The organism is Rhodococcus mengyinensis (assembly GCF_048381435.1).
GTDB classification, from domain to species: Bacteria; Actinomycetota; Actinomycetes; order Mycobacteriales; family Mycobacteriaceae; genus Rhodococcus_F; species Rhodococcus_F opacus_D.
Genome location: NZ_JBLWIT010000109.1, coordinates 17,683 through 33,967, shown reverse-complemented (window position 1 = coordinate 33,967; position 16,285 = coordinate 17,683). Strand labels below are relative to the sequence as shown.

Here is a 16,285-nt window from a genome sequence, read left to right as displayed (position 1 = left end):
CCGTAACTCCTTTGTACCCCGTGACCCCCCTCACAGCAAGTATCAAATTCGGTTTGTGACCGTGTCGCGGGTTGCGGCGGTCAGCGCTTGCGGCGCAACACTCCATACGTGAATGCGCCCGCGACCAGGGCCCCGACGCTCACCGCCGCCGTGGTCACGACGGTGGTCGCGGACGGCGCCTGGAGTCGTGCCCGGAGGGAGACCGGATTGGAGAAAGTCAATATGGGCCAACCGTTTCCGGCCGCAGCCTTCCGCAAAGCCCGGTCCGGGTTGACCGCCGTCGGGTGGCCGACGGCGGTCAGCATCGGGAGATCGGTCACGGAGTCGGAGTAGGCGTAGCATGCCGACAGGTCGTAGTGGTATTCGTCGGCCAGTTGCCGCATCGCGTCCACTTTGCCTTCGCCGTAGCAGTAGAACTCCACCTCGCCGGTGTAGAGCCCGTCCGCGACCGCCATGCGGGTGGCGGTGCTGCGCGTGGCCCCGAGAGCTTCGGCGATCGGCGCCACCACCTCCTCGCCCGACGCCGACACCACGATGACGTCGTGGCCCCGCAACTTGTGGTCCGCGATGAGGTCGGCGGCCTCCGCGAACACCAGAGGGTCCACGATGTCGTGGAGGGTTTCGGCGACCACCGACCGGACCTGGTCCACGTTCCAGCCCGCGCACATGCTCGTGAGGTAGGCGCGCATCCGCTCCATCTGATCGTGGTCCGCGCCCGACAGCAGGAACAGAAACTGCGCGTAACTGCTCTTGAGAACCGATCGGCGGTTGATCAGGCCCTGGTCGAAGAACGGTCTGCTGAACGCGAGGGTGCTGGATTTCGCGATGATCGTCTTGTCGAGGTCGAAGAATGCGGCAACCCGACCTGTCTCGGTGTGTCGACCTGTCTTGGCACTTCTCTGTGGCTTCGCGGTCACAATTTCCAAGGATATGCGGACTTCGAGTGGGGTGGGGGCTCGTACGAAGGGGCGGAGGAAGGGTCTTTCGGCACTATCGACACGACGGAACGTTCAACAGTTGAACTTGCAAATACTGATCGGGGGAGGTGTAGTATTGCTGATGTCCGGATTTGATCCGGACGATGTTCAGCCCGACCCCCCGGGGCTGAACACTGACGACCCTCGCCTCCTCCCCCCCTGGCGAGGGTCGTCCTCTGTCTGCGGCGGGTCTGCCGCACTCCTCGGCTCGAACCCTTGAAATTGGTGCGCTGGTACCAGTTTCTATCCACAGGGCCGAAGTTGTCCACAGTTCGAGCCGAGCCCCTTCCGGCAGTGTCCGGCAGCGGGCACGCTCGCTGCATGGACGCAGAAGGCGGGGGTGAAGTGCTGGTTCTGGTCGACGACCCGGCATTGCTGCACAGCATCAGGCGCGTGGCGGCAGCGGCCGACCGGGCGCTGAACGAGGTCGACGTCGCCGACGCCCGGCACGTCTGGGGAAGCGCCCCGATCGTCGTGCTCGACGCGCGCGCAGCCGCCGCGTGCCGCAACCGGCTCCCACGCCGGCGCCGGGTGGTGCTGCTGTGCGACGGGCCGCCGGGCATCGACGAGTGGCGGATCGCCACCGCGGTCGGGGCGGAACACGTGCTCGCGGTACCCGAGGACGAGTCCGCGCTGGTCGCCGTGCTCGGCGAGCAACCCCAGCGTCCCGACGCGGACGGCACCGTCGTCGCCGTCGTCGGCGGATGCGGCGGTGCGGGCGCCTCCACGCTGGCGGCGGCCACAGCCCTCACCGCTGCGTCGCGGCCGCAGCCGGCCCTTCTGCTCGACACCGACTCGTGGGGGTCCGGCCTCGACGTACTGCTGGGCATCGAGGACGTGCCCGGACTGCGATGGTCGGGTCTGTCGATCGAGGGCGGCCGGATCTCCTCGGGCGCGCTCCGGGACGCCCTCCCCGCCCGCGGCGAGCGGCTGCGGGTGCTCGCCTGCAGCAGGACGGGGCACGGCGCCGGACCGACAGCGGCCGCGGTCCGTGCGGTCACCGATGCCGGGCGCCATGCCGGCGATCTGGTCGTGTGCGACGTGTCGCGGTTCCCCGGCCCGGTCACGGAAACCGTCCTCGAACTCGCCGATCTGGTGGTTCTCGTCGTGCCCGCGACCGTCCGGGCCTGCATCGCCGCGGGGAAGGTGTCGCAGTGGATCACCGAGAGGAATCCCAACCAGGGACTCGTGGTTCGCGGCCCGGCACCCGGTGGGCTCCGCGGCGCGGACGTCGCGGAGGTTCTCGACCTGCCGCTGATCGCGTCGATGCGCGCCGAGCGGGCGCTCACCGGAATGCTCGAACACGGCGGACTGAGGCCGGGCAGGCGCTCCCCGCTGGGCGCCGCGGCCGAGGCGGTCCTCGACACGGTCGGCAGCAGACCGCGGTCGCGGGAGTGGGCGGCATGAGTTCCCTCGTCACACAAGATCTCCTCGACCGGGTGCGCGAACGTCTCGCGCACACGTCCGGCGAGCCGACGCCGGCGACGGTCGCCGCCGCCATCCGCACCGAGTCCGGTGGCGTGCTCGGCGACACCGATCTGCTCGGGGCGCTGCGGGTGCTCATGACCGAACTCACCGGCGCCGGCCCACTCGAGTCGTTGCTGACGGAACCGGGAGTCGCGGACGTGCTCGTCACCGCGCCCGACCGTGTGTGGGTAGATCGAGGGCGTGGGCTCGAACGCGCAGCCGTCCGGTTCACGGACGAGGCGGCGGTGCGCCGGCTCGCGCAGCGGCTCGCGCTGTCCGCCGGACGCCGCCTCGACGACGCTCAGCCGTGGGTCGACGGAAGGTTGAGGGACGTCGGGAACGGTTCGTTCGGTGTGCGGCTGCATGCCGTCCTCGCTCCCGTGGCCCAGGGCGGTACCTGCCTGTCGCTGCGGGTGCTGCGCCCGGCCACCCAGGGGCTCGGCGCGCTCGTCGCGGGCGGTACCGTGGCCGCGGCGGCCCACGACCTGCTGATGACGATCGTGCAGGCACGGCTCGCCTTCCTGGTCACCGGCGGCACCGGCGCAGGCAAGACCACGCTACTGGCCGCATTGCTGGGGGCGGTGGACCCGGCGGAACGGATCGTGTGCGTGGAGGATGCCGCGGAGTTGGCGCCGACGCACCCGCACGTGGTCCGGCTCGTGGCCAGGGCACCCAACGTCGAGGGCGTGGGTGAGGTCACCGTCCGGGACCTCGTCCGGCAATCACTGCGTATGCGACCCGACCGGATCGTCGTCGGCGAGGTTCGCGGCGCCGAGGTCGTCGACCTGCTGACGGCGCTCAACACAGGTCACGACGGCGGTGCCGGAACGGTGCACGCCAACTCGCCCGAGGAGGTTCCGGCACGGCTCGAAGCGCTTGCGGCACTGGGCGGAATGGACCGCGCCGCGCTGCACAGTCAACTGGCCGCCGCCGTGCAGGTGGTCCTGCACGTCCACCGGTCGTCGAGCGGGGCGCGGCGGCTGACGCAGATCGGTGTCGTCACTCGCGACGAACACGGGCGCGTCACGATCGTGCCCGCCTGGAGCCACGACACCGGTGAGGGTCCGGCGGTGGACCGGCTCCGCCACTTGTGTTCTCGGCGTGGACCGGTGGACTCGGGGACGGTGGTGCCGTCGTGATCGCCGGTCTGGTGGTCCTCGCCTGCGCAGTGCTGGCGGTGCCGTCCGCGAGATCGCGGCCCCGGTTGCTCGCGGTGACGGGCAGGGAAGGTCCCCGTCGCCGGTTGCGTCTGCCCTGGGTGGTTCCGGCGGCACTCGCCGGCATTCCGATCGTGTACGAAGTGGGCGGGCTCTACGCGGTCCTCGCCGCGACGACCGTCTGTGCAACTGTGCGTTTCAGGTCGGCGCGACGCAGGGCGGCGAAAGCGAAGGATGCCGATCTACGTGTCGTACTGTCGAGTCTCGAGGTGGTGACGGCGGAACTTCGGGTGGGTGCCCATCCGGCTGCCGCATGCCAGACGGCGGCCGACGAGTCGGCAGGCAGTGTGGCGGCGGCATTCCGGGCCGCGTCGGCGCGCTCGCGGCTCGGAGGATCGGCCGCGGACGGGTTCCGGATCGCGGACTCCCGTGTCGGACCGAGTTGGGGCGGATCGCCGATATCTGGGCGGTGGCCGACGCGCACGGTCTCGCACTGGCGGAACTGCTCGAGGCGGCACGGACGGACCTGTTGGGACGCAGCCGCTTCCGTCAGCGAACGGAGGCCTCGCTGGCCGGCGCGAGGGCGACGGCGACCGTACTCGCCGGGCTGCCGCTGCTGGGTGTCGGTCTCGGCCAGATGATGGAGGCGGCCCCTCTGACGGTGCTGTTCGGCGGTGGTGTGGGCGGAATCCTGTTGCTGCTCGGTGCGGGGCTGGTGTGCGCGGGCCTGTTGTGGACCGACCGGATCACCGGACGTGTGACGGGATGATCTGGTGCGCGGTACTTCTCCTCGCCGGCGCCGTGCTGGTGCTGCCCGCACCCAGAGCGCCGGTACAGCGACTGCGCGGCAACGGCGGTCGCGGCCCGGGTGATGCGGCGTCCGCGGTCGACGACACCACGCGCCGCGAGGACCCGCTCGCGACCGCCGCGACCTTCGACCTCCTGGCAGCGTGTCTGCGCGCCGGACTGCCCGTCGCGACCGCGGCGCAGGCCGTGTCGCGGACGGCGCCGGCGCCGCTGGCGGAATCGCTGCGCCGCGCCGCGGACCTGCTGTCGCTGGGGGCGGATGCGGCGACCGCGTGGGAGGCGGCCGCGTCGGACCCGGCCACCGAATCCCTTGCCCGCATGGCGCGCCGGTCGGCCGCATCGGGATCGTCGCTCGCCGGTTCCATGACGGAACTCGCCGCCGACGGCCGGATCCAGGTCGAGCATCTGGCGGCGGCGTCGGCCGAACGCGCAGGCGTGCTCATCAGTGGCCCACTCGGGCTGTGCTTCCTGCCGGCATTCATCTGCCTCGGCATCATCCCGGTCGTCGTCGGGCTTGCCTCGCGGGTGCTGGACGGCGGGCTGTTGTGACACATCGACACTTCCGGCGCAGAACCGCTGCGCCGGACACTCTGAAGGGGGAACACCATGGGACACGGAATCCGGGGCTTGGCGGAAGTTCGAGCATTGACCGCTCGCTTGACGCTGCTCGCGACGGACGAGGACGGCATGTCGACGGCGGAGTACGCCATCGGCACCATCGCGGCCGCGGCCTTCGGCGCCGTGCTGTATTCGGTCGTCACGGTATGTCAACTGGTACTGTCAATTCATGGAATGTGTGGTCTACTGCCGAATCTCTCAGGACCGGGAAGGCGCAGGTCTTGGCGTTCAGCGTCAGGAATCCGACTGTAGGGCACTCGCGGATTCTCTGGGCTGGAACGTCGCACGGGTCTTCGTCGATAACGACGTGAGCGCCTACTCGGGGCGAGTCAGGCCCGCGTACGAGGAGATGCTGGACCACATCGAACGGGGCAGCGTTGACGGAATCGTGGCCTGGCATTCCGACCGCCTGCACCGTAGCCCGGTAGAACTCGAGCGGTTCATCGACACCATTTCAGCGCACTCGGTTGAAGTTCGTCTCGTGAAGAGCGGGCATATCGACCTGGCCACACCTAGCGGACGCATGACTGCGCGCCTGTTGGGTGTGGTCGCCCGCCACGAGGTTGAACACAGCGCGGAACGACAGAAGCGCGCCAAGAACCAAATGGCACTGGACGGAAAGTTCCGGGGTGGACCCCGGCCGTTTGGGTACAAGGCCGGCGGCATGGAACTCGAGCCTGTGGAGGCTGACGCACTCCGTGACGCCGCCGACCGGATGCTGCGTGGGGTGTCCCTGATGTCGATCACCCGGCAGTGGATGGATGCCGGCATAAAGACGGCGCGGGGCAGGGATACGTGGACTGTGACCGGCTTGCGGAAGGTGCTGACGCGTGCTCGCAATGCAGGGCTGGTGGAGCAGGGCGGGAAGATCATCGGTCCGGCCCTCTGGCCTGCCATCTTTGACGCCGATACTCTCCATGCCGTTCGTGCTGTCATCGCGGACCCGTCTAGGCGCGTGAGCACATCCTATGAGCGGGTACACCAGGGCGCGGGGATCTACCGGTGCGGAAAATGTGGGGGGGCGATGAAGGTGTTCACGATGCGCGGAGGGCGGGCCGAGTCCTACAAGTCGTATCGGTGCGCGGCCTCGCCTCACCTTTCGCAGCGCAAGGAACCGCTGGATGAGTTCATAGATCAGGTCGTGGTCGCCCGGCTGTCCCGCGAGGACGCCGCCGCGTTGATCTTGGATCGCGGCAAGGGGGTTGATGTAGTGGCATTGCAGACGGAGCGCGACGGGTTGCAGGCTCGGAAGAAGGAGTTGGCGACGCTCTTCGCGAGTGGCGCGATTGACGGTATCCAATTGAAGGCCGGAAGTGCGGATCTGCAAGCGAAGATCGACGGCATTGATGGGAAGTTGTCCGCGGCAAGGCAGTCGTCCCCCCTGGCCGATCTCGTGCTAGCGGGGGATGACCTGCGGGCGGTGTGGGGTGGTCTGTCGCCTGATGTGCGGGGCAAGGTGATCAGCCAGTTGATGAGCGTCGTAGTCCTGCCTATCGGGAGCGGTCAGCGGCCGAAGGGCGGGGGCCTGGACGTAGGTCGAGTCCAGATTGAATGGAAGCTGTAAGTTTCTCGATCGCTACTGGCCCCGATTCGGTGATCGGGGCCAGTTTTTTTTCGGCCAATTCTTCCGTCATCCTCCGCGTGTCCCCGAGTGTCACGGGATGCCCTTGAGTGAACTAGGGATGACATCGCCGCAAGGTTTGAGAACACGAAACATGTTGTAATGTGCGAGATTTCGTCTCGAGTAGTGGCTTGGGTGCTACCCACAAGGTGTAAGGTCCTAAACATGAATCACAGAGATTCGGATCTGTCAACCCCCTCGCCACAAGGATACCGATGAGCATCAACTCCACCAGTGTGGAAATGCGTAAGGCCGCCGGAGAGTACGGAATGGCGAAGCGCCACAACCATGCCCCCGAGGTCATCCTCGAGAAGGAACAGAACCTCGTTGCCCACCGGATCGCACTCCGTGTCGAGGAGATTGTGGAAAAGGCGCCGCCCCTACGTCCAGAACAGATAGCCCGCATCACTGCGCTACTGCGTACTGCAGCGTAAACCGCCGCGTTACGGCTACATACCAGAAACGGCCACCGATTCGCCTTGCCCGCGAATGAGTGACCGTTCCGAAACTGCTATCAGAGAGGCCGGAGCATGGCCCCTAATGACGATGTACCCGACCCTACGGCACATGAGCGACGTGTGCAAGCGCGACAACGCATTCAGGCATCGCGCCGCCTTCCCCCATACGATGAATGCGGGTGCTCCGATCCTTGGATCTGCCGGCACAAAGCCGCCGCATCCGATCCCCGTTTCACGACCTCATGGCGATACCCTGCGAACCGCAAGCCCATGCCAAAGCCCAGCGGGGCAGAGCTTGACCTGATGGCACGGGCGGCGAAGGCGCTACTCGACCGCGGCGAGTTCCCCGGACTGTGGAAGATCGACGACGTTCGGGCCTTGTGGAAGCGGAACCGGCCAGGCGAGCGTGAACTCGCGGAGCGGATCAAGGCTGCCGGGGGAGCCATTGAGGACTTCCCCGACTCGGCCGCAGCGTGACCGTGGACGCAGCACCAGAACTGGTGCACCGCGGACAGGTTCGAATGGCCTACCGACTGGCCGAGCAGCACGCTTCGAGGCTGATGTTCGTCTCGCAGGTCGGCTGGTACCGCTACGACGGCACTCGATGGACGCCCGACACGAAGGGTTACGCGAAGCGTGCAGTCCTCCGGGAACTGCGCCGAGCGTTGGCGGAGTCGCTGACCGATGCTACCCTCCGCAAGGACGTAGCACGGTGCGAGTCGGCAACGGGAATTGCTGGTGTCCTCGAAATCGCTTCCGCCCTAGAGGAATTCGCCTTTGAGGTGGGTGACCTCGACCCCGACCCGTACCTGTTGAACTGCGCAAACGGCACCCTCAATCTGCATTCGATGACGCTGTGGCCGCACGATCCGGCCGACCGCATCACGAAGGTGACCAGGGCTGCGTACCAGCCAAGGGCGCGGTCCGAGACCTGGACGAACTTCCTGGAAACGTCGTTGCCGAAGGTGGAGGTGCGCACGTTCCTGCAGGGGTATGTCGGCTCAGCCCTCGCGGGCCGAGTCCTCGAGCACAAGCTTTGCATCATGACCGGCGCCGGCCGCAACGGGAAAGGCGTCGCATACGGCGCCCTGGGACACGCGCTCGGCGACTACGCGACGGTTGCCGAACCTGACCTGCTGATGCACCGCGAGGGCGCTCACCCAACAGGACAGATGGATCTCATGGGAGTTCGCTGGGTAGTGATCTCCGAGTCCGACAAGGGCCGAAAGCTCGCGGAGGCGACGGTAAAGCGCCTGACCGGCGGAGACAAGATCCGTGCCCGGCGCATGAGACAGGACTTCGTCGAGTTCGACCCGAGCCACACGGCGGCGTTGGTGACCAACTTCCTGCCGAAGATCTCTGGTGACGACCCGGCGTTGTGGGCGCGCCTGCTGGTTGTGCCGTTCGACGTCGTGATCCCGCCGGAGAAGCGCGACCCACTGCTACCGCAGAAGCTCGAAGCGGACGTAGATGCAATCCTCACCTGGGCTGTTGAAGGGTGGGTTCAGTACAAGCGTGATGGGCTCAACCCTCCCGAGGCTGTCACTGCGGCGACCTCGGAGTATCGAGCGGACAGCGACGCGGTGGGCAGGTTCATCACCGAGTGCTGTCATCGGGCAGCGAAGTTCAAATACGGCAAGATCTACGAGGCGTTTTCCTCCTGGGCAGCATCGCAGGGGCTCCCGCCGATCGCCAAGCCTGACTTCCGGTCCGAACTCGAATCGAAGGGCTTCACCGTAGCCAACGGCGCCGGAAATCAGGTGTACGTCCATGGCCTGGTACTCGCCGCAGCCGACGACGACTGAGCCCGAAAAGTTAATGGGGTTAATTCCGAAAGTGTTCCCCCCATGCGAGAAAACAATCTGTGCTCATACCTTTCGCCGTTAACTCCGTTAACTCTCCGCAGGTCAGAGCAGTTAATCCCCTCCTCAGGAGTATTTCCCAATGACACGTAAACCCCCGAACGTCCGCGAGTTCATGCCCCCCGAAGCGGTCGATCTGTTCCTCGACTTGGTTCAGCTCATCTCCGCCAGCATGGTCGACGACGGCGACGAGGTCGAAACCCGCATCGAAGCACTCGACACCGACGAACGTGCCGCACTCCTCACCCTCGCGGTCGGCGCACTGGGCGGCGGAATCAAGGCCGTAGGAATGGATCTCGACACCATCATGCAGGCGGTCTCCTGATGTCCACCAAGGTCGGCGAGATCTTCGCCGAACTCTCCCTCGACACCGACCGCTTCGAGGCCAAGGTTCGTGAGAGCGAGCGCAGGTTCACGAGCCTCCGTCAGACCGCCGACCAGGCCATGCGCGGTGTCCGCCAGGGTGCCACGCAGGCATCAACAGGGCTGGACTCCGTCGGCGACTCCGCTGAGAGCGCGCGACGTGCGGCCCAGAACATCCAACTGAACAGGACCCTGGACCGTGATGCCCAGCAGGCGGCGACACGGATGAGCGCCCTGCAGCGTGAGGCCCGCCAGGCATCCACGGCCACCAACAACATCGGCATGAACAACAGCCTGGTGCGTGAACTGCAGCGGGCTCAGCAGGAACTCGGCAACCTGCAGCGCGAATCACGCGGCGCAGGAGAGGGCATCGGCTCCGGGCTAGGTTCCGGTATCACCGACCGCATGAGCGGCGCTCTGGAGCGCGCTGGGGGCCTGGCGGAGGGTGCGGGGCACAGCGCGGGTGGCGGGTTCCTCGGTTCCTTCGGCGGTCGGGTCTCCTCGCTCGGCACGAAGGCCGGTCCGATTGGCATGGCCCTCGCCGGCATTGCGGTGGTTGGCATCGCCGCGGGTGCAGTCCTGGCCGACGCCATTGCAGATGGCATGGAGCAAGAGGCGAACCTCGACCTCATCCAGGCGAAGTTGGGCATCGACGAGGAGACCACCCGCCGCATCGGTGAGGCGTCCGGGATGTCGTTCTCCAACGGCTGGGGCGAGTCCGTTGCCGCGAACATGGACGGCGTCCGCGCAGCCATCCAGTCGGGTCTCCTCACCGGCGAAGAAGACACGTCGGTCATGAAGGAAACGATCGACCAACTGAACATCGTCTCCAGCATCATGGGCGAAGAGGTTCCGGCTGTGGCGAGGGCCGCCGGCCAGTCCATTAAGAATGGGATCGCCAAGGACGGCACTGAAGCGTTCGACCTCCTCACGAAGTCGGCGCAGGGCAGCCTCAACGTTTCCGAGGACCTTCTCGATTCCCAGGTTGAGTACTCCACCCAGTTGCGCGCTCTTGGGCTCGAGGGCACCGAGGGGTGGGCACTGGTCTCGCAGGGCGTCAAGGCCGGTGCACGCGACACCGACGTCGTCATCGACGCGTTGAAGGAATTCAAACTCCGCGCAACGGACGGCACTGCCGCCGCCGCGGTCGGGTTCGACAAGCTCAACCTGAACGCTGAGGCGTGGGGCGCCGCAATGAACGAGGGCGGCGTTGCCTCCCGCAATGCAATGGCTGACGCATTGCGCGGACTGCAGGCAATCACCAACCCGACCGAGAAGAACGCCGCAGCCCTTGCCCTGTTCGGCACAAAATTTGAGGACATCCAGGGTGCAGCATTTGCGCTGAATCTCGACACCGCTGTTCAGCAGTTTGGCAACGTCGAAGGCGCAACAAAGAAGGCCGGCGACACGATGTCGTCGAACACTGCGGCGGCGTTCACCGAGGCGAAGAACTCCATCATCGTCTCTGCCGATTCGATCAAGCTGGCATTGGCGGAAGCGTTCGGTCCGAAACTCCAGGAGGGTGCGGACTGGATCGCGGCCCATAAGCCGGAAATCATCGGGTTCTTCACCGATCTCGCCACCGGTGCGCTCACATGCCTTGACGGCATGATGGCGTTCTCCTCTGGCACTCTGCGGGCCCTCGCATTCATGCAGGAGGGAATCGGAAACACCGTCGGCAAGGCACTCCAGGCGCTCGGCTCACTGGCGTCGACCGTGGGCGGATTCCTGCAGAACATCCCCGGCTTCGAAGACGCTGGCAAGGCGATGGAAGCGGTCGGAAACGGTGCGAAGTTCTACGGCACTGAGATGGATAACGCCGCTGATCAGGCCAGGAGCCTAGCGGACACCATCGACGCCGGCCGCCCAGTGATTCAGGGGATGCGGGACGATGTGGCCGCCGCAGGGCAGGCCGCACAGAACACCGAACTGATGATGCGCGCCCTCGGTGAGGGTGTGAACGCCGTCCCGGATGGCAAGAACATTCACATCACGGACACGAGCCCGGAAGCCATCGCACGCCTCGAGGGATTGAACCTGAAGACCCGCACCCTGGAAGACGGCACCGTTGAGGTGTACGCCGACACGGCAGCCGGGCAACAGATCATTGATGACTGGATTCATCAGCCCCGCAACACGAACGTGACGGTGACCCCGGTCATTGACCAGCAGGCCTGGGCGAACGCCCAGAGAGCGTTCAACAGGTCGGGTCAGCAAGGCCCAGTGGCGCCGGTGTTCACCAACGCCGACGGCGCCGTGTACGAGGATCACACCGCGCATATCGCCCCGGCTGGTGCGTGGCGTGTGTTCGCCGAACCGGAAACGGGTGGTGAGGCGTACATCCCTCTCGCACCCAGCAAGCGCGGCCGGTCCGTGAGCATTCTGTCGGACGTCGCCGAGCGGTTCGGGATGAACCTGATCGCAATGGCTGACGGTGGAATCACCGGTGGTGGCTTCGACGGGCAGGCCGCGGCGGAGTTCTTCCAGGCGCACGATGGGGAACCGTACGTGTACGGCGCCCTCGACTGCTCCGGGTTGCTGTCAGCGGGATTCAACGCCGCCACAGGGCAGAACGTCCGTTTCGTCACCGGTTCCGACTTCGCGTCGATGGGGTGGAAGCCCGGATATGACCCGAACGGGTTCTCGATCGGCACGAACGGTGGGGTGGGAGAGAACGGCCACATGGCCGGCACCCTCTACGGCACCAACGTTGAATCCGACGGCAGCAACGGCATCCAGTGGGGCGGCACAGCAGACGGCGCCCTCGACTTCCCCGAGGTCTGGCACTGGCCCGGTGCGTCCGGCGGCAATGATCCCTCGACGGAACGCGTGCTTCGTGCTGATGCGCCACCGGTCGAGAGTGGTTCGTCTGTCCCGGTTCCCTCGCAGTCGTCCGGAACGACGGATGGGCAGCGGGTGTTTGTCACCAACTGGCCTGGCGGTTCGTCACCGGCAGCACCGAAGTCCTCGACGCCTGCGCCGACGCCACAGCCCGAAGCCAACACGGCAACGCATGACATCAGCACTGGTGCGGGACGTGGCAGCCTTGCCGCGGCTATCGGCGCGAAGTTCTTCGCCAACGGTGGCATTGAGAACCATGCCGCGCAGATCGCCAACGCTGGCGACATGCGGGTGTGGGCGGAACCTGAGACCGGGGGAGAGGCGTACATCCCACTGGGGGCGAACAAGCGGGACCGCTCCGTTGCCCTGCTCAAGCGGGTTGCCGACCAGTTCGGATATGCCCTCACGGCGTACGTCGATGGTGGTTTCGGTGGCGTCAGCGGCGCGAATGATCACACCGCCGAGTCGTGGAAGGCGATCACAGCGAAGGGCAACGCCCCATCGTCGCTGGCTACCCCGTTGCGGGACACCCGCCTGTTGAAGGCGCGGGACCAGGCGCAACAGTTGGCCGGCTTCACCGCAGGTGCAGCCCTCGCAGTCGCATCCGGGTTCGACGAGAACGGCTTCACCGGCAACTTCAACACCTCCAACACGAGTATTCCCGGCTTGGACAAAGTCCTCGAGGAACTGGCGAAGAAGATCCAGCCCCAGCCCGCGGTGAACATCGAGCACGCCGAGATCACCGCCGACGACCCCAAGAGCCTGGTCGACGAAGCGATGGACCCGTCCCGCCTCCCCTTCATGCAGACAGGAATCTAGAAGTGACCCGAAGGACCTACCCCGGCAACGTCCGTGACCTGCCCTGGTTCGGCCAGAAAATCATCCGTGACCTGCGCGAAGAGAACGCCAGCCTCCGCGTCACTATCCGCCAACGACTCCAGAAGGAAGTGCCGTACATGTCACATGCGTCCCGTGTAGCGGTCCGCGACCAGCTCGAAGACCTCCAGCCGGACATCGCCGGGGCTCGCAAGGCCGCCGAAACCGGTGACCTCGAGGCAATCCGCGGGTGGCTCGACCTCATTGACGGAGTCGTCCAGGCCCGCCTCCGCGACCTCAACCACGACCAGGAGAAATCGTGACCCTCACCCCCGAAGGACCCGACAGGTTCCGCCGGCGCAACGACCAGCCGGACGAGAACGCCACCGGCGTCGACGGCTACCGCCACGCCTACCGACACCGGCACTTCCCGCCGGCCACTGGCCGCGTCATTGAAGCCCGTGGCATCTTTGCCGAAAACAACGAAAACACCACCACTGCAAAGGAATCCGAATGAACACCACTGCCTCCCAGAAGCTGTCCGCACTCGAAGCCAAGGCTGTCGCCGGCGAGAAGGTCACCGCCGCAGATCTCGCCGCCGCCCAGGCCGCAGTCCGCATCGAAGAACTCGCCGCCGAAGGTGCACGCATCCGCGAAGCCGAAGAGGCAGCGAAGACTGCAGCCGAACGCCGCGAAGCAGCCAAGGCTGAAGCCGCAGCACTCCTCGAAGGTCGCAGCGAAAGTGAAATCGTCACGCTCTGGCTGAAGGCGGATCGTGCGCTGGAGAATCTCGTCAGAGGGATTGCCGACTACAACGAGGCAATCACCTCCGCGGGTCGCACCCTCGACCGCGGAGGTGTTCGGCCCCAGCTCGACCGGAACTCTGAGCCTCTCGAGCACTTCGACGCCGACAACACCTTCGGCATCGTGCACGGTCAGATCAAGTCCGTTCGTGTCGCAGGGGAGTCCCACAACACCCTTGAGGGTGCCGAAGGTGTCCTCGTCGGTCACGCAGTGCAGGACGTTGCCCGTCGCCACAAGGGCCTGCCCATGCCGTACTCCAAGTCGCTCGAGAACCGCTTGAATCTCGGCAGCTTCGGTGCCGGCGACAGCATTCTCACCGCTGCGCGGACGCTGCTGGCGACCTGGCCGGGTGGCGACCCGTACAAGAAGGGGTCTTGGACCGAAGATGCGGACGGCAACGTGATCGCTGGAGAGCGCCCCGCAGCCTGACCCCAGCACGTCGCAACCGGGCGCCATCAAGACGGTGGCGCCCGGTACAGCCCCAGGAGGGCGCATGACAAACGAACCCCAGACCCTCACCCGCAAAGACGGAACCGTCGCCACCACCCACGGTGCGGCCCGCGGGTACTCCTATGAGCCGTTCAAGGCCGGTAACACCGTCGGGCAACGGCACGGCGCACACTCCGAACGCGTCATCGCACCACTCGCAGCCGAAATCGCCAACGCCCAACTCGAAGAACTGCCCTACCTGCGCGATCCCAGCTACCGCGAAACACTGCTCGACTGGGCTCGCACCACCGCCAAGATCGAGCGGATTGAGGCATGGCTCGACGAGAACGGCGGCGACATCGCCGATGACGGCAGCGTCCGGGGTGCGGCCAACCACCTCCTCCGCCTGCAAGCGCACGCCTCCAAGGTCTCCGCCCGACTCGGGTTCGACCCCCTCAGCCGCGCCAAGCTCGGCAAGGACCTCACCGCCACCAAGCTCGACGCCGCCCAAATCCTCACCGCAGAACGCGAAGCCGCCGAGAAAGGCGATGCATGACCACCGCAGCCTCCACCACCGTCACCGACTTCGCCGCCCGCCTCCTCGAAGAACCCCTGTGGCCCCACCAGATCGAGTTCGCCGAGTCCCCAGCCCGCTACCGCTCGACGGCATCCGGGAGGCAGGTGGGCAAGAGCCGTCTGCTCGCGGTATGCGCACTGCATGAGGCGTACACCAAGCGCAACGCACTCGTCCTGGTCGTCTCAGCCGGCGAGGAGGCGTCCAAGAGGCTCCTCGCAGACTGTGCCGCGATGGCCAACGCCGCCCCGCTGCTCAAGGGCTCCGTCATGAGCGACACCACCAACTCCATCGTGCTCAGCAACGGCAGCCGCATCCTCTCCGTCCCCGCCTCCGACAAACAGATTCGCGGCTGGTCCGTTGACCTCCTCATCGTCGACGAAGCGGGCTTCATCTCCCCCGAAATCTGGGAAGCCGCCGAACCCGCCATCGTCGCCCGCCCCGGCAGCCGTGTCATCCTCTCCTCGAGCCCCTGGGGCAGCAAGGACCACTTCTTCAGGCAGATGTGGCAGCGCGGCATGACCGGCGCAGACCCCGACGTTGCAGCCTGGCACTGGCCGTCATCCGTGTCGCCGCTCGCAGACAAAGCCCTCATCGAACGGTGGCGCGAAACGTGGCCGGCGCACAAGTTCGCCCGCGAAATCATGGCCGAATGGACCGACGAAAGCGGCGCCTACTTCACCAGCGACGAACTCGACAACGCCAAAGCCGCATACACCTACACCTCAGACGACTCCGACCTCACCAAGCTCCGCCCCCGCCACCAACTCACCGCCGGCGGCATCGACTGGGGATTCAAGCACGACGCCAACTGCCTCGTCCTCCTCGGTGTTCTCGACGATGCATCAGAAAACCGGCACCACGACGCCAACCCCGTGTTCTACGTTCCCCACCTCGAAGCCCACTACAACACCAACTCCGACGTGTTCATCGGCCGCATCGTCGACGTCGCCACCGAATACGACATCCTCCAACTGGTCTCCGAAGAGAACGGCATCGGCCAGTTCGCCACCGAATCCCTCAGACAGGCCATTCGCCGCGAGCGCCACCGCATGCAGCACAACACCCGCGTATCAGGGGTGGCCACAACACAACAACGCAAAATGAACGGGTTCGGTGCCATCAAGGTATTGCTCCAACAAGGCCGACTCGTCCTCCCCGAACACCCCGACCTCCTCCGCCAGCTTAACGCCCTCGAGTACGAGAACACCGACAGCGGACTCATGAGCATCGCCGTCCCCGACAACCTTGGACACGACGACTACGCAATGTCGCTCATGCAAGCCGTCTCGACAGTCAACATCCACGCACGCGCCCACCGCCAAGAGCAATGGCTCGGCAATCGCAGCGATCAAGGGGAACTGCTCACCACCGGAAACGGCACCACTATCCGGCAGAACCCCAGAACCTGGAACCTCCCCGCAGCGCTGCGAAGCAAGCGCCAATCCAAAGACACCGAACAGTGGTGACCCGCACCCCGCGCCCGACCCA

At 66.0% G+C, this 16,285-nt stretch carries 16 protein-coding genes and 1 pseudogene; 16 read left to right on the top strand and 1 reads right to left on the bottom strand.

Going from position 1 to position 16,285, the window contains the following annotated elements; genetic code table 11:
• Nucleotides 1–80: 80 nt before the first annotated feature.
• Nucleotides 81–917, bottom strand: a complete 837-nt coding sequence (locus ACNJ7E_RS22720; protein WP_009477389.1) for an HAD-IB family hydrolase — start codon at nt 915–917, stop codon at nt 81–83.
• A 381-nt stretch (nt 918–1,298) separates the two neighbouring features.
• Between ACNJ7E_RS22720 and ssd the strand changes: the two genes are divergently transcribed.
• The 16 genes and pseudogenes from ssd (at nt 1,299) to ACNJ7E_RS22640 (ending at nt 16,263) form a co-directional block, all read left to right on the top strand.
• Complete coding sequence (gene ssd, locus ACNJ7E_RS22715) at nt 1,299–2,384, top strand: septum site-determining protein Ssd (RefSeq protein WP_280782894.1); 1,086 nt, start codon at nt 1,299–1,301, stop codon at nt 2,382–2,384.
• Entirely contained in the window at nt 2,381–3,583 is a 1,203-nt protein-coding gene (locus ACNJ7E_RS22710) for a TadA family conjugal transfer-associated ATPase (protein WP_418341037.1), read from the top strand. The genes ssd and ACNJ7E_RS22710 overlap by 4 nt, the downstream gene beginning before the upstream one ends.
• Nucleotides 3,580–4,370: pseudogene (locus ACNJ7E_RS22705) on the top strand (type II secretion system F family protein). Before ACNJ7E_RS22710 ends, ACNJ7E_RS22705 begins: the two are co-directional and overlap by 4 nt.
• Nucleotides 4,367–4,957 (top strand): type II secretion system F family protein, encoded by a 591-nt coding sequence (locus tag ACNJ7E_RS22700; RefSeq protein WP_418341036.1) that lies wholly within the window; start codon nt 4,367–4,369, stop codon nt 4,955–4,957. The pseudogene ACNJ7E_RS22705 and the gene ACNJ7E_RS22700 overlap by 4 nt, the downstream one beginning before the upstream one ends.
• Nucleotides 4,958–5,014: 57 nt before the next feature.
• On the top strand, nt 5,015–5,278 hold the full coding sequence (locus tag ACNJ7E_RS22695; protein ID WP_418341035.1) for a DUF4244 domain-containing protein: 264 nt from the start codon (nt 5,015–5,017) through the stop codon (nt 5,276–5,278).
• Nucleotides 5,196–6,590, top strand: coding sequence for a recombinase family protein (locus tag ACNJ7E_RS22690; RefSeq protein WP_418341034.1), 1,395 nt, complete (start codon nt 5,196–5,198; stop codon nt 6,588–6,590). Before ACNJ7E_RS22695 ends, ACNJ7E_RS22690 begins: the two co-directional genes overlap by 83 nt.
• Before the next feature lie 272 nt (nt 6,591–6,862).
• A complete protein-coding gene (locus ACNJ7E_RS22685; protein ID WP_418341033.1) occupies nt 6,863–7,081 on the top strand; it encodes a hypothetical protein in 219 nt (72 codons plus the stop codon).
• Nucleotides 7,082–7,375: 294 nt separating this feature from the next.
• Entirely contained in the window at nt 7,376–7,582 is a 207-nt protein-coding gene (locus ACNJ7E_RS22680; protein WP_418341032.1) for a hypothetical protein, read from the top strand.
• A 44-nt stretch (nt 7,583–7,626) separates the two neighbouring features.
• Nucleotides 7,627–8,910 (top strand): DNA primase family protein, encoded by a 1,284-nt coding sequence (locus tag ACNJ7E_RS22675; protein WP_418341031.1) that lies wholly within the window; start codon nt 7,627–7,629, stop codon nt 8,908–8,910.
• A gap of 139 nt (nt 8,911–9,049) precedes the next feature.
• On the top strand, nt 9,050–9,292 hold the full coding sequence (locus tag ACNJ7E_RS22670; RefSeq protein ID WP_418341030.1) for a hypothetical protein: 243 nt from the start codon (nt 9,050–9,052) through the stop codon (nt 9,290–9,292).
• The gene (locus ACNJ7E_RS22665; protein ID WP_418341029.1) at nt 9,292–12,990 is read left to right on the top strand and encodes a phage tail tape measure protein; all 3,699 of its coding nucleotides are present in this window, start codon (nt 9,292–9,294) and stop codon (nt 12,988–12,990) included. Before ACNJ7E_RS22670 ends, ACNJ7E_RS22665 begins: the two co-directional genes overlap by 1 nt.
• Before the next feature lie 2 nt (nt 12,991–12,992).
• Nucleotides 12,993–13,310, top strand: coding sequence for a hypothetical protein (locus tag ACNJ7E_RS22660; protein WP_418341028.1), 318 nt, complete (start codon nt 12,993–12,995; stop codon nt 13,308–13,310).
• Entirely contained in the window at nt 13,307–13,504 is a 198-nt protein-coding gene (locus ACNJ7E_RS22655; protein ID WP_418341027.1) for a hypothetical protein, read from the top strand. The genes ACNJ7E_RS22660 and ACNJ7E_RS22655 overlap by 4 nt, the downstream gene beginning before the upstream one ends.
• Nucleotides 13,501–14,220 carry a hypothetical protein gene (locus tag ACNJ7E_RS22650; protein WP_418341026.1) on the top strand — a complete coding sequence of 240 codons (720 nt, stop codon included), beginning with the start codon at nt 13,501–13,503 and terminating at the stop codon, nt 14,218–14,220. Before ACNJ7E_RS22655 ends, ACNJ7E_RS22650 begins: the two co-directional genes overlap by 4 nt.
• Nucleotides 14,221–14,284: 64 nt before the next feature.
• Nucleotides 14,285–14,776 carry a hypothetical protein gene (locus ACNJ7E_RS22645; RefSeq protein ID WP_418341025.1) on the top strand — a complete coding sequence of 164 codons (492 nt, stop codon included), beginning with the start codon at nt 14,285–14,287 and terminating at the stop codon, nt 14,774–14,776.
• Complete coding sequence (locus tag ACNJ7E_RS22640) at nt 14,773–16,263, top strand: terminase large subunit domain-containing protein (protein ID WP_418341024.1); 1,491 nt, start codon at nt 14,773–14,775, stop codon at nt 16,261–16,263. The genes ACNJ7E_RS22645 and ACNJ7E_RS22640 overlap by 4 nt, the downstream gene beginning before the upstream one ends.
• The last annotated feature ends 22 nt before the right edge of the window (nt 16,264–16,285 follow it).

What these genes read in the sequence shown, in the direction of transcription:
- ACNJ7E_RS22690 (WP_418341034.1), top strand. Translation starts at nt 5,196, where the DNA reads ATGGAATGTGTGGTCTACTGCCGAATCTCTCAGGACCGGGAAGGCGCA.
- ACNJ7E_RS22650 (WP_418341026.1), top strand. Translation starts at nt 13,501, where the DNA reads ATGAACACCACTGCCTCCCAGAAGCTGTCCGCACTCGAAGCCAAGGCT.
- ACNJ7E_RS22685 (WP_418341033.1), top strand. Translation starts at nt 6,863, where the DNA reads ATGAGCATCAACTCCACCAGTGTGGAAATGCGTAAGGCCGCCGGAGAG.
- ACNJ7E_RS22670 (WP_418341030.1), top strand. Translation starts at nt 9,050, where the DNA reads ATGACACGTAAACCCCCGAACGTCCGCGAGTTCATGCCCCCCGAAGCG.
- ACNJ7E_RS22645 (WP_418341025.1), top strand. Translation starts at nt 14,285, where the DNA reads ATGACAAACGAACCCCAGACCCTCACCCGCAAAGACGGAACCGTCGCC.
- ACNJ7E_RS22675 (WP_418341031.1), top strand. Translation starts at nt 7,627, where the DNA reads ATGGCCTACCGACTGGCCGAGCAGCACGCTTCGAGGCTGATGTTCGTC.
- ACNJ7E_RS22710 (WP_418341037.1), top strand. Translation starts at nt 2,381, where the DNA reads ATGAGTTCCCTCGTCACACAAGATCTCCTCGACCGGGTGCGCGAACGT.
- ACNJ7E_RS22640 (WP_418341024.1), top strand. Translation starts at nt 14,773, where the DNA reads ATGACCACCGCAGCCTCCACCACCGTCACCGACTTCGCCGCCCGCCTC.
- ssd (WP_280782894.1), top strand. Translation starts at nt 1,299, where the DNA reads ATGGACGCAGAAGGCGGGGGTGAAGTGCTGGTTCTGGTCGACGACCCG.
- ACNJ7E_RS22700 (WP_418341036.1), top strand. Translation starts at nt 4,367, where the DNA reads ATGATCTGGTGCGCGGTACTTCTCCTCGCCGGCGCCGTGCTGGTGCTG.
- ACNJ7E_RS22665 (WP_418341029.1), top strand. Translation starts at nt 9,292, where the DNA reads ATGTCCACCAAGGTCGGCGAGATCTTCGCCGAACTCTCCCTCGACACC.
- ACNJ7E_RS22680 (WP_418341032.1), top strand. Translation starts at nt 7,376, where the DNA reads ATGCCAAAGCCCAGCGGGGCAGAGCTTGACCTGATGGCACGGGCGGCG.
- ACNJ7E_RS22695 (WP_418341035.1), top strand. Translation starts at nt 5,015, where the DNA reads ATGGGACACGGAATCCGGGGCTTGGCGGAAGTTCGAGCATTGACCGCT.